The organism is Trichloromonas sp., assembly GCF_041583255.1.
Classification (GTDB): domain Bacteria; phylum Desulfobacterota; class Desulfuromonadia; order Desulfuromonadales; family Trichloromonadaceae; genus Trichloromonas.
In genome coordinates, this window is sequence record NZ_JBFHGD010000104.1 from 1 (window position 1) to 11532 (window position 11532).

The 11532-nt window shown below is 61.0% G+C and carries 17 protein-coding genes; 13 read left to right on the top strand and 4 right to left on the bottom strand.

What is annotated here, in order from left to right:
* Nucleotides 1-193: 193 nt before the first annotated feature.
* Nucleotides 194-973: a GW dipeptide domain-containing protein gene (locus ABYV89_RS09700; protein ID WP_432822753.1), complete on the bottom strand. Its 780-nt coding sequence runs from the start codon at nucleotides 971-973 to the stop codon at nucleotides 194-196.
* A 267-nt stretch (nucleotides 974-1240) separates the two neighbouring features.
* Between ABYV89_RS09700 and ABYV89_RS09705 the strand changes: the two genes are divergently transcribed.
* The 8 genes from ABYV89_RS09705 (at nucleotide 1241) to rplS (ending at nucleotide 5933) form a co-directional block, all read left to right on the top strand.
* Nucleotides 1241-1498: a DUF3343 domain-containing protein gene (locus ABYV89_RS09705; RefSeq protein WP_432822754.1), complete on the top strand. Its 258-nt coding sequence runs from the start codon at nucleotides 1241-1243 to the stop codon at nucleotides 1496-1498.
* 108 nt (nucleotides 1499-1606) lie between these two features.
* Nucleotides 1607-2965, top strand: a complete 1359-nt coding sequence (gene ffh / locus ABYV89_RS09710; RefSeq protein WP_432822755.1) for a signal recognition particle protein — start codon at nucleotides 1607-1609, stop codon at nucleotides 2963-2965.
* 123 nt (nucleotides 2966-3088) lie between these two features.
* Nucleotides 3089-3358, top strand: coding sequence for a 30S ribosomal protein S16 (rpsP, locus tag ABYV89_RS09715; protein ID WP_432822756.1), 270 nt, complete (start codon nucleotides 3089-3091; stop codon nucleotides 3356-3358).
* An 87-nt stretch (nucleotides 3359-3445) separates the two neighbouring features.
* Nucleotides 3446-3679: a KH domain-containing protein gene (locus ABYV89_RS09720; protein ID WP_432822757.1), complete on the top strand. Its 234-nt coding sequence runs from the start codon at nucleotides 3446-3448 to the stop codon at nucleotides 3677-3679.
* A 20-nt stretch (nucleotides 3680-3699) separates the two neighbouring features.
* A complete protein-coding gene (rimM, locus tag ABYV89_RS09725; RefSeq protein WP_432822758.1) occupies nucleotides 3700-4215 on the top strand; it encodes a ribosome maturation factor RimM in 516 nt (171 codons plus the stop codon).
* The gene (gene trmD, locus ABYV89_RS09730; protein ID WP_432822759.1) at nucleotides 4205-4948 is read left to right on the top strand and encodes a tRNA (guanosine(37)-N1)-methyltransferase TrmD; all 744 of its coding nucleotides are present in this window, start codon (nucleotides 4205-4207) and stop codon (nucleotides 4946-4948) included. The genes rimM and trmD overlap by 11 nt, the downstream gene beginning before the upstream one ends.
* Nucleotides 4945-5502 carry an RNA methyltransferase gene (locus tag ABYV89_RS09735; protein ID WP_432822760.1) on the top strand — a complete coding sequence of 186 codons (558 nt, stop codon included), beginning with the start codon at nucleotides 4945-4947 and terminating at the stop codon, nucleotides 5500-5502. The genes trmD and ABYV89_RS09735 overlap by 4 nt, the downstream gene beginning before the upstream one ends.
* Nucleotides 5503-5585: 83 nt before the next feature.
* A complete protein-coding gene (gene rplS, locus ABYV89_RS09740) occupies nucleotides 5586-5933 on the top strand; it encodes a 50S ribosomal protein L19 (protein WP_432822761.1) in 348 nt (115 codons plus the stop codon).
* A 77-nt stretch (nucleotides 5934-6010) separates the two neighbouring features.
* Here rplS and ABYV89_RS09745 read toward each other — a convergent pair whose 3' ends face one another.
* On the bottom strand, nucleotides 6011-6202 hold the full coding sequence (locus ABYV89_RS09745) for a hypothetical protein (protein WP_432822762.1): 192 nt from the start codon (nucleotides 6200-6202) through the stop codon (nucleotides 6011-6013).
* A 99-nt stretch (nucleotides 6203-6301) separates the two neighbouring features.
* On the opposite strand from ABYV89_RS09745, the gene ABYV89_RS09750 reads away from it, so the two are divergent.
* The 5 genes from ABYV89_RS09750 (at nucleotide 6302) to ABYV89_RS09770 (ending at nucleotide 10636) form a co-directional block, all read left to right on the top strand.
* Complete coding sequence (locus tag ABYV89_RS09750) at nucleotides 6302-6943, top strand: ribonuclease HII (protein WP_432822763.1); 642 nt, start codon at nucleotides 6302-6304, stop codon at nucleotides 6941-6943.
* Nucleotides 6940-7305, top strand: coding sequence for a YraN family protein (locus ABYV89_RS09755; RefSeq protein WP_432822764.1), 366 nt, complete (start codon nucleotides 6940-6942; stop codon nucleotides 7303-7305). Before ABYV89_RS09750 ends, ABYV89_RS09755 begins: the two co-directional genes overlap by 4 nt.
* A 99-nt stretch (nucleotides 7306-7404) precedes the next feature.
* Nucleotides 7405-9351: an NAD(+) synthase gene (locus tag ABYV89_RS09760; protein ID WP_432822765.1), complete on the top strand. Its 1947-nt coding sequence runs from the start codon at nucleotides 7405-7407 to the stop codon at nucleotides 9349-9351.
* 63 nt (nucleotides 9352-9414) lie between these two features.
* Nucleotides 9415-10269, top strand: coding sequence for a 16S rRNA (cytidine(1402)-2'-O)-methyltransferase (gene rsmI, locus ABYV89_RS09765; protein ID WP_432822766.1), 855 nt, complete (start codon nucleotides 9415-9417; stop codon nucleotides 10267-10269).
* Nucleotides 10262-10636: a response regulator gene (locus ABYV89_RS09770; RefSeq protein WP_432822767.1), complete on the top strand. Its 375-nt coding sequence runs from the start codon at nucleotides 10262-10264 to the stop codon at nucleotides 10634-10636. The genes rsmI and ABYV89_RS09770 overlap by 8 nt, the downstream gene beginning before the upstream one ends.
* A gap of 9 nt (nucleotides 10637-10645) precedes the next feature.
* Here ABYV89_RS09770 and ABYV89_RS09775 read toward each other — a convergent pair whose 3' ends face one another.
* Both ABYV89_RS09775 and ABYV89_RS09780 read right to left on the bottom strand, forming a co-directional pair.
* The gene (locus ABYV89_RS09775) at nucleotides 10646-10924 is read right to left on the bottom strand and encodes an acylphosphatase (RefSeq protein ID WP_432822768.1); all 279 of its coding nucleotides are present in this window, start codon (nucleotides 10922-10924) and stop codon (nucleotides 10646-10648) included.
* Nucleotides 10921-11532, bottom strand: a 612-nt coding sequence (locus tag ABYV89_RS09780) for a helix-hairpin-helix domain-containing protein (RefSeq protein ID WP_432822769.1), incomplete at its 5' end; no start/stop codon positions are given. The genes ABYV89_RS09780 and ABYV89_RS09775, both read right to left, overlap by 4 nt.

An 11532-nucleotide genomic window follows, 5' to 3' on the forward strand; every position in this document is an offset into this window, starting at 1 on the left:
AACACCTCCGTATGGGAAATGTTCAGAGAATGATGGGTGGCTATTCGATTGTCAGAGAACTATTTTTGTCCACGAGCTGGTGGCACATATTTTTGTCCACGATGTGCTGGCACTCAACACTTTGCCAATAAAAATAACATAAAAAAAAGCCCCCGGTCGATGGCCGGGGGCTTTTGGCTGAGACGAAAGACGATTATTCGGCAGTAACCTGGCCGTCTTCGATGATCAGGTCGTACTGGTAGCCGTGGCCGAAATCCTTGTCGGTGGTGAGGGTGCCGGAAACCACGACCGTGTCGCCGACCTTGGCCATCGCGTTGGTGGTGATGGTCAGGTCATTGGTCCCCTCGCCACCGGTGCCGTCCTGCAGGTGGATCCAGTTCTTGCCCATGATCTCGGCGCTGAACTTGACGACCTTGCCGCGGACGGAGATTTGCTGGCCGGCCAGTTCGGCTTTGCCGGCAAAGATTTCCTCAATGCTCTTGCCGCCGTCGACCTTGACGATGCCGGTCAGGTCAATGTCATCCGCCTTGGGGGCGCCGATCGCGGGATGGCCGCTGGGGAGTTCCCCGGCCGGAGCGGCCATCATGCCGCCAGCAGCCCCCTCAGCGCCACCGGCCATGATGGCCGGGACGAAGTAGACCAGGTCGAAGTCGCGGTTGAGGGTCTTGCTGTGGTAGTTGGGCATGGGCATCCCTTCGGGGACGGCCACGGTGTCGCCGACGGCAACCTGGAACTCGGGGGCGGCAGCCCAGAATTTTTCACTGCCGGTATCGACCTGAACATAGGTGTAGCCGGCGGCGTTCATGGTTTCCACGACGGTGCCTGATTTTCCCTGCATGGCCGCCGGGGCAGGTGCGGCAGTCTGGGCGGGCGCCTGGGGGGCGGCGGTGGTTTTGGGCGTCTCATCCTTGCAGCCGGCAGCCATGGTCAGCACCAGGGCACCGATGGACAGGTAGAAAATTTGTTTTTTCACAGGTTCTTCCTCCAGATTGGATGTTGATTATTGGGCCTTGGCCCGCCACGGATGTTTGGGCAAATGTTAATGCAGCCTTGGAATCTAGCATAAAGGCATAGGCCGAGACAAGGGGCTTTTGATCTGTTGTGCTTTGCACATATACACAGGTGCTCAATGTGCGCACGTCGGGGGCGGGGCGGTGTCACATCAGTTCCATCGCTTGCATGGGATCGTAAATGATGTCATCATTGCGTTGATTAAATAAGACGGGTTCAAGGAGTCAGAATGGTTCGAGACAATGATCTGGTCGCTATTTTTCATTCCATACACCGGGTGATGAAAGCCGAAAAAGCACTGAAGCTGGAACGCGCCGATATCCTGCTGATCCCGGTGCCGCGCCAGTTGACCTCGGATTGCGGGCTGGCCATTCGCTGCCCTGAGCAGGAGTGGGGCCGGGTGGTTCAGGTGCTGCGGCGGGAAGAACTGCTGCCGGCCGAGTTGTACCGGTACGACGGCAGGGAGTTTCGGCTTGAGGCGTTTTGAGGCTTGCAGGGGGGGTGTTTCCGGATGGTTTTTCCCTTGACAAGGATTTTGCGCTTAACTATAGTTCCTTTTTTGGTGATAACCCGAACTGGCTGTGCGTGATTCTGGATGCTTGACAACCTGACAGAAAAGTTTGACTCGGTCTTCAAGAAGCTCCGAGGTCACGGGCGTCTGTCCGAAGACAATATCAAGGAGGCCTTGCGGGAAGTCCGCCTGGTTCTGCTTGAGGCCGATGTCAATTTCCGGGTCGTCAAGGATTTTGTCGAAGCCGTGCGGGTTCGAGCGGTCGGGCAGGACGTCCTTAAAAGCCTGACCCCGGCCCAGCAGGTCATCAAGGTCGTTCGCGACGAACTCGGTCTGCTGATGGGCGAGGGTGAGGATAACAGCCTTCAGCTCGGCGGCCGGCCGCCCGTGCCGATCATGCTCTGCGGTCTGCAGGGTGCCGGCAAGACGACCACCTGCGGCAAGCTGGCGCTCAAGCTGCGCCGTGACAAGCGCAACCCGCTGCTGGTTCCGGCCGACGTTTACCGTCCTGCCGCGATCGAACAGCTGAAGACCGTTGGCCGGCAGCTTGATGTCGCCGTCTTCGATTCGCAGCCCGGACAGGATCCGGTGGCGATCTGCGAGGCGGCCCAGCGTTACGCTGAACTCAACGGCTACGACACGCTGATCCTCGATACAGCGGGTCGCTTGCATGTCGACGAAGCACTGATGGGCGAGCTGGTGCGGATCAAGGCATCGCTGGCTCCCAGGGAAATCCTGCTGGTTGCCGATTCCATGACCGGTCAGGATGCGGTTAATGTCGCCCAGAGTTTTGACGAAAAGCTGGCCCTGACCGGGGTGATCCTGACCAAGCTCGACGGCGATGCCCGCGGCGGTGCCGCGTTGTCGATCCGGGCGGTGACCGGCAAGCCGGTCAAGCTGGTCGGTCTTGGCGAAAAGATGGACGCCCTCGAGGTCTTTCACCCGGATCGCATGGCCCAGCGCATTCTCGGCATGGGGGATGTCCTTTCGCTGATCGAGAAGGCCGAAGCGGCCATCAGTCGGGACGATGCGGCCGCGATGGAACAGCGGCTGCGCAAGGAAGGTTTTACGCTGGAGAACTTCCGCGACCAGCTGCAGTCGATCAAGAAGATGGGCTCCCTCGAGTCGATGCTCAAATTAATTCCCGGCGCCGGCAAGGCTCTCAAGCAAGCCCAGGGCATGCAGCTTCCGGATAAGGAAATGAAGAAAATCGAGGCCATCATCAATTCGATGACCCGAGAAGAGCGCCGCAATCACAAGCTGATCAACGGATCGCGCCGGTTGCGCATCGCCAACGGCAGCGGCACCAAGGTGCAAGACGTCAACCAACTGCTCAAGCGGTTCACCGAAGCGCAGAAGATGATGAAAAAAATGCAGCAGCTGGGACCCAAGGGGCTCAAAGGCCTGATGGGGCGCGGCGGCGGTGGCGGTATGCCGTTTTAGACAATAACCTGGCAGGTCAGTCCCGGGCGGATGCTTCCCGCGGGCTCTTTTGCCGTTACTGATACACACTCTCATAAATCGCTAACGGGAAACCCGTTGAAAAACAAGCAGGAGGAAAGACAGATGGCAGTAAAAATCAGGTTGGCTCGCGGTGGCGCAAAGAAGAAGCCTTTTTACCAGGTAGTGGTCGCCGATGAGCGTTGCCCGCGCGATGGCCGCTTTATCGAAAACCTGGGCCAGTACGATCCCAAACAGGATCCGCCCATGGTCAACCTTAGGGAAGATAAGACCCTGGAGTGGTTGAAGCAGGGGGCTCAGCCGACCGAGACCGTGCGGCAAATCCTGCGCAAGCAGGGGATCTGGGCAAAATTCAAGCAGCCCGAGGGGGCATAGTTCTCATCCTGAGAACCGGATGGGGGCTGTTTCGTTTCTGTTTCAGGTGAGGGGTCGGCAACAGCCTGCCTCCGAAGGACGGACTCCATGAAAGAACTCATCGAATTCATCGCGAAATCCCTGGTGGAGAATCCCGACGCGGTTACCATCTCGGAGGAGCTTGACGAGGACGGCAGTACCCTCATCAAGCTGGCCGCCGCCCAGGAGGACATGGGGCGGATCATCGGCAAGCAGGGACGGACGGCGAAGGCCATGCGGACTCTGCTCAATGCCAAGGCCACCCGGGAGAACAAGCGCGCCTCTCTCCAGATCATGGAGTGATGAAAGAGGGGGCAGGCCAGTTGTTTCCGTTGGGCGTCGTTGTGGGGACCCACGGTCTCCGTGGCGACCTCAAGGTGCGGCCGTCGACGCCTGATTCGCGTTCGCTGCTGGCCGCCAAGGAGGTGACCCTTCGCGACAAGGGGGGGCAGCTCCATACCCGTGAGCCGGCCCGGGCGGTGCCTCAGAAAGGCAACGTTCTTTTGCGTCTGCGCGGGGTGGAAACTATCGAGGCCGCCCAGCATCTGGTTGGCTGCGAGGTGCTGATGCGCTACGCCGACCTGCCTGACCTGGATAACGATGAGTTCTACTGGTACGAGTTGCAGGGGCTCAGGGTTGTCGACCGGACCCGCGGCGAACTGGGGACCCTTGACGAGCTCATGGTTACCGGAGCCCACGACATCTACGTGGTGAACGGCCGCTTCGGTGAAGTCATGATCCCGGCGGTGGGCCAGTTTGTGCTCGAGATTGACCTGGAGTCCGGCCAGATGACCGTTGATTTGCCGGAAGGGCTGGTTTCCAACGCTGATGAAGTTTGATGTACTGACCCTGTTTCCGGATATGTTTGTTTCCCCTTTTGCCGACAGCATTCTCGGCAAGGCGGTTGAGAAGAAACTGATCGAAATCAGCCCCCACAATCTGAGGGACTGGGCCGAAGGCAGGCACAAGGTCGTCGACGATACCCCCTGTGGCGGTGGCGACGGCATGGTGATGAAGCCCGACCCGGTCTGCCGGGCATTGCGTTCGCTCAAAGAGCAAAAGCCTGGCTCTCGAGTGCTGCTGATGACCCCGCAGGGGAAAACGTTCCGGCAGCGGGATGCCGCAGAACTGGCGCAGGCTGATGGTCTGATTTTTATCTGTGGTCGCTACGAGGGGTTCGATGAGCGGATTCGCGCTCACGTCGATGCCGAATACTCGCTGGGCGATTTTGTGCTGACCGGAGGCGAACTGCCCGCGATGGTGATGATCGACGCGATTGCCAGGCTCCTGCCCGGCGTGCTCGGTTCCAGCGGCAGTGCCGAAAAGGATTCTTTTTCCGACGGGTTGCTTGAGTATCCCCAGTACACCCGGCCGGTGGAGTTCGAGGGACAGCGAGTGCCGGATGTCCTCCTCTCCGGCAATCACGGTGAAATTGCCCGCTGGCGACGGCAGCAGCAGTTGGAACGGACCCTGGACAGGCGCCCGGATCTGCTGGAGGCGGCGCCGCTGAATGCGGAGGACCGGCTCTATCTCGAGCAGCTGCGCCAGTCTCGGAAGGGCGACTGCCAATGAGCGGGTCTGCTCTGGCGGTAGCGCTGGTTCACCATCCGATTGTGGACAAGCGGGGTGACCAGGTCGTGACCGCGGTCACCAACCTGGATCTTCATGATATCGCCCGCACGGCCAGAACCTACGGCGTTCGTCGCTTTTACGTGATAACTCCGGCAGTCGAGCAGTTGCTGCTGGTCGAGCGGATTCTGCAGCACTGGCGGGAGGGACACGGAGCCAGTTACAATCCCCATCGGGGCGAGGCGCTTGCGTTGATCGAAACAGCAACCACCCTCGAGGCGGCGATTGCAGCCTGGTCCCGGGAAACCGGTGCGGAAGCGATGCCGATACTGACCGGCGCCAAACGCTCTGACGGCGTGTCTTTCGAGCAATGTCGGCAGCTGCGGCAGCAGCACCCCCTGTTGCTGGTCTTCGGAACAGGCTGGGGGCTGGCGCCGGAAATCTTTACCCGCGGCTGGACCGTGCTCGAGCCGATACGCGGGGCCGGAGATTACAACCATCTGCCGGTTCGCTCGGCAGCCGCCATCATTCTCGACCGGCTGCATGCCGAGCCGTAGTTAACGACAACAACCCGGACCCGTCGGCAGCGGCGGGATTCGCAATTGAATCCTGAAAAAGGATCGGTATAGAGGAGGAAGTTATGAATATCATTGATCGTCTGGAAATGGAGCAGATCCGCAAGAATATTCCCCAGTTCAAGGCCGGGGATACGCTGCGGGTTCATGTGAAAATCGTCGAAGGGGACAAGCAGCGCATCCAGGTCTACCAGGGCGTCTGCATCAAGCGCGTCAATCGCGGGGTCGGTTCGACTTTTACCGTCCGCAAGATTTCCAACGGTGTCGGTGTCGAGAGGGTTTTCTCCCTGCATTCACCCGCCGTTGAAAAAATTGAAAACGTGATGGTCGGCCGGGTTCGCCGCGCAAAGCTCTACTACCTGCGCAACCTGCACGGCAAAGCCGCCCGGATCAGGGAAAAGCGTCTGGCCTGATGGGATCAAACGAAAAAGCCCCGGCATCTCGCCGGGGCTTTTTACGTTGGAGTGGATCAGGTTGCGATCGGGTTGTTTCAGTGGTGGATGGCAGGAGCAACGGCTGCCGTCTCAGGGGCAGTCAGCACGCCGACGATCAGGATCGTGAGCACGATGTAGACGCCGATCGCAGCCCAGCCTCCCTGGCGGATGACATCCATAAATTCTTTCCAGTCAACCATGAACGCCAGGTAGCAGACAACGAACAGTAAAGCAAAAAATACTCCCATGAACTCTCTCCTTTCATTGAAAACACATTAGGTTGCGCTCGGAATTCTATACCATGGTGCGCCTGAAATCCAGCCGGAATTTATGCGACAGGATATTTCATGACCTTGGATCTGTTTGCGGCAGCTGAAGTTTCTCCCCTTTTTTTCGAAGGACAGGCCCGGAGGAAGGGCTTTCTCCGGGTGGCCGGTGTCGACGAAGCCGGTCGCGGGCCCCTGGCCGGCCCGGTCGTGGCCGCAGCGGTGATCCTTCCCGAAACGTTTGAGCTGCCCGGCCTGACCGATTCGAAAAAACTTGCCGCCGCCAAGCGCGACCGTCTTTATTATCAGATCCGTTCCCAGGCGGCGGCAATCGGTGTCGGTATCGTATCTGCCGAAGAGATCGACCGGATCAACATTTTACAGGCCACGCTGCGGGCGATGTCTCTGGCCGTGCAGCGCCTGAAGCTGCCCGCCGATTTTGTGCTGGTCGACGGCATCACCCCGATCCCTCTTCCGCTCGCCCAGCAGACCTTGAAGAAGGGCGACTCCCGCTCGCTGTCGGTGGCCGCCGCCTCGATTATCGCCAAGGTGCTGCGCGATCGACTGATGCTGGCCTATGATCGCCGCTATCCCGGTTACGGGCTGGCCAAGCACAAGGGGTACGGCAGCGCCGAACACATGGCCGCGATTGCCCGCCTTGGACCTTCGCCGTTGCACCGCAAGACTTTCGGCGGAGTGCGCGAGCACCTGGCGACCGTATGACCGAGGCGCGGTTATCGCTGGGGCGCTGGGGCGAGGAGCAGGCCGTCCTCTTTTTGCGGCGCAAGGGACTGAAAATTCTCGAATGCAATCTGCGCACCCCGGTGGGAGAAATCGACATCGTTGCCCGCCACGGCAAGCTGCTGGTCTTTGTCGAAGTCAAGACCCGTCGCAGTCTGGCTTACGGCACGCCCCAGGAAGCCGTCGGGCCGGTCAAGCAGCGCCAGATCCTGCGGGCGGCCCAGTGGTACCTGGCCGACCAGGGGGCCGCTGGCATCCAGTCACGATTCGATGTCGTTGCCGTTTTGGCTGACGGCGGACAAGCGAAAATCGAACATATCCCTGACGCATTCGGCCTGCGCTGATTCTGATTCGTTGCGATGTGTGAAATTAATTGTTATCCTCAAGCTTCCGAGCTTAATGACTGGAAGCGGTGAAATGCCGCCGCAGGAGAGTCCCGCGTTATGAACCTGACTTTGTCTGACCTGGGGTATTGCCGGATCGGTGTCGCCGCGCCGGAACTGCGCGTGGCCGATATCGCGTTCAACTGCGAGCAGCTCCGCCAGGTCATTGCCCAGGCTGAAGCCGACCACTGCACCCTGCTGGTATTCCCTGAGCTGTGCCTTACCGGCTACACCTGTGCCGACCTCTTTTTCCAGCCGCTGCTGATTGAGCAGGCCCGACAGGCCCTGTGGGCTTTGGCGGATGGCCTGAAGGGACATCCGGTGGCGGTGGTGGTCGGTGCCCCGATTGCCCTGGACGGGCGGCTGTTCAACTGCGGGGTGATGATCGCTGACGGCCGGATTCTCGGCATCGTGCCGAAAACCTACCTGCCCAATACCCAGGAGTTCTACGAGGAGCGCTGGTTTTCTTCGGCCCGGGATCTCCATGTGGACAGCATTGAATGGCGGGGCGAGACGATTCCCTTTGGCGCCGACCTGCTCTTTCGGGCCGCCGGCCAGCCCGACTGCCTGGTCGGTATCGAGATCTGCGAAGACGCCTGGGTGGCCAGCCCGCCGAGCGGGAAGATGGCCGTGCGCGGCGCCACGGTACTGCTCAACCTTTCGGCCAGTCCCGAACTTCTCGGCAAGGAAACCTACCGGCGCGAGCTGGTCCGGGCCCAGTCGGCGCGCTGTCTGGCCGCCTATGCCTACGCCTCGGCCGGCCCCGGCGAGTCGAGTACCGACCTGGTTTTCTCCGGTCATTCGCTGATCGCCGAAAACGGCGCCATCCTGGCGGAAACCGAGCGCTTCCAGTTTGCGTCCCAGCTGGCGGTGGCCGATGTCGATCTGCAGCGGCTGGTCAATGAACGGTTGAAAAACAACAGCTTTGCCGCCTCGGAGGAGGGTTCGGCGTGGCGGGTGATCCCTTTTTCATTGGCCGCGCTGCCGAAGGGAACGGTGCGGCGCCCGCTGACGGCGACCCCGTTTGTCCCGACGGTCACTGGCGAACGCTCCTGCCGCTGCCGGGAAATCTTCGCCCTGCAGACCACGGCCCTGGCCAAGCGCCTGCGGCATACCGGGACAGCCCATGCGGTGATCGGCATTTCCGGCGGGCTCGATTCGACCCTGGCGCTGCTGGTGACGGTCAAGGCCTGCGACCGGCTGGGGCTTGACCGCAAGGGGATTGTTGCGGTCACCATGCCCGGCTTCGGGACCACCGGGCGCACCCGCGGCAACGCCGAAAGGCTCGCCGAACTGCTCGGCGTGACCTTGCGGGTGATTTCCATCGATACCGCGGTGCGCGGTCATTTTGCCGATATCGGCCATGACGAGACCCGCCACGATATTACCTATGAAAACGCCCAGGCCCGGGAGCGGACCCAGATCCTGATGGATCTGGCCAACCAGGTCGGCGGACTGGTGATCGGCACCGGCGACCTTTCCGAGCTGGCGCTGGGCTGGTGCACTTACAATGCCGACCACATGTCCATGTACGGCGTCAACGCCGGCGTGCCGAAGACCCTGGTGCGCTACCTGGTGGCCTGGTGCGCCGAAGTCGAGTTTACCGGTGAGGCGACGGCGGTTCTCAACGACATCTGCGCCACCCCGGTTTCGCCGGAACTGCTGCCGCCGGCGGAAAATGGTGAAATCCGCCAGGTAACCGAAGACCATGTCGGTCCCTACCTGCTGCATGATTTCTTTCTCTACCACATGGTGCGGCTGCAGTTTTCGCCGGCCAAGATCTATTTTCTGGCCTGCCAGGTCTTTGCCGAGCAGTTCGCCCCGGCCGAAATCCTGCGCTGGCTGAAGGTCTTTTACCAGCGGTTTTTCTCCCAGCAGTTCAAACGCTCGTGCCTGCCGGACGGGCCGAAGGTGGGGAGCGTGGCCCTGTCCCCCCGGGGCGACTGGCGCATGCCGAGTGATGCCTGCGTGGCCATCTGGCAGCGCGACCTGGAGCGCCTGATTTAAAGGGGCCCTCGCTGGGCCCGTAACTGGTGCCGGCTTATTAAAGTTATCGGATTCTATTTAGTTATGGTCGTTGGAACCCTGTATCTGGTCGCCACGCCGATCGGCAATCTTGAAGACATTACCCTGCGGGCGCTGCGGGTGTTGAAGGAGGTCGACCTGGTCGCCGCCGAAGATACCCGGCACAGCCGCAAGCTGTTCAATCATTTTGGCATTACCACCCCGCTGACCTCCTTTTTTCAGCACAACGAGGCCGCCAAGGGGGAACGGCTGATCGAGCTGCTGCGGCAGGGGAAATCGGTGGCGCTGATTTCGGATGCCGGCACCCCGGCCATTTCAGACCCCGGTTACCTGCTGGTCTGCCGATGCCGCGAAGAAGAGTTGCCGCTGACCGCGATACCGGGGCCATCGGCCGTGGTGACCGCCCTTTCCCTGTCCGGGCTGCCGGTGGCCCGGTTCGCATTTGACGGCTTTCTGCCGGCCAAATCCGGCGCTCGCCGCGAGGTGTTTGCCGGGTTGGACAGCGAATGCCAGCGCACAGTCGCTTTTTACGAGGCTCCCCATCGCCTGCTGGCGGCGCTGCAAGACCTGCGAAGCGAGCTGGGGGACGACCGGCAGATCGCCGTCGCCCGGGAGTTGACCAAGATGCACGAAGAACTGTTTAGGGGAACCGTGGCCGCCGCGCTCGAGCATTTCGGGCAGAACCGGGTGCGCGGCGAAATTGTCCTGATGGTCGCCCCGACCGTGGTGGCGCCGCCGCAGGAGACAGTTCGCGAGGCCATTCTCCGGCTGCAGGCCGATACCGACCTGTCGCGCCGGGAGGTTGTCAAGCAGGTTGCCCGGCAGTTCGGGCTTTCCGGCAGCGAGGTCTACAAGGAGAGCCTGGATCTGGATGAGGAAATGGAGGGCAAAAATGGATAAGCAGAAGATTCTGGTCGTGGATGATCACCGGACCGTTGGCATGCTGATGGAGGCCGTGCTCAAACTGCGCGGTTTTCATGTGCTGTATGCGGGCAGCGGTGCGGCCGGCCTCGAGCTGGCCCAAAAGGAAATGCCGGTGCTGATATTCCTGGATATCATGATGCCCGGAATGGACGGTTTCAAGGTCTGTGAGCTGCTGAAGCAGGACCCCGCCACCAAGTCGATTCCGGTGGTTTTCCTCTCGGCGCGGGGCGAGGCGGTCGCCATCGACCGGGGCAAGGAAGTCGGCGGCGAGGGCTTTGTCAAAAAACCGTTCAAAACCCTCGAAATTCTCGGCGTTCTGAACCGCTTCGTCGCAGGCAAATGAGTCGGCCGGTCAGCGGAGGATTTCAAAGCTGGTGAACTCGCCGCGGAACTCCTCCCAGTCGATCAGCATCTCGTCGACCCGACCGCCGGCAGGCCCCTGCCGGCAGAGTTCCAGGGCGCTGCGGATCTCCGACTCCCTGCCCTCGAAGACCGCTTCCACGTCGCCATCGGCAAGATTGCGCACCCAGCCGGTCAGCCCCTGGGCCAGTGCCTTGCGGCAGGTGAAATAGCGGAAGCCCACCCCCTGGACACTCCCCTTGAAACGGACCCGGGCCCGGATTCTTTTCATATTTGGTCCCCGCTTTGCGTCATCTGCAGAAACTCGTCTTCGGTCAGGGTTTTGATCCCCAGCTTCTGTGCCTTGTCCAGCTTGCTGCCGGCTCCGGGGCCGGCCACCAGGTAATCGGTTTTTTTGCTCACCGAGCCGGCCGCGCGGCCACCCAATCGCTCGACCAGGTCTTCCGCCTCCTTGCGGCTCATCCGTTCCAGGGTGCCGGTAATGACCAGGGTCTTGCCGCTGAGCGGCCCATCCTGCTGGACGACGGCCTCTTCGGTGGGGTTGATCCCCCGTTCCCTGAGTTGCTCAAGCAGTTGGCGCTGATCCGGGTCGGCGAAGAAGTCGACCAGCGATTCGGCGACCTTGCCGCCGATTTCGTGGATTGCTGTCAGGCTGTCTGTATCCGCCTGGGCCAGGATCTCAAGGGAGCTGAAGCGTTTGGCCAGGATTTTGGCAGTGTGCATGCCGACGTGACGGATGCCGAGCCCGAACAGCAGCCGCGACAGGGAGCGGGATTTGCTCTGCTCGATGGCCTGCAGGAGCTTGCCGGCCAACACGTCCCCCATCCGCTCCATGGCAAAGAGGTCCTCTGTGCCCAGCCGGTAGAGGTCGGCCACGGT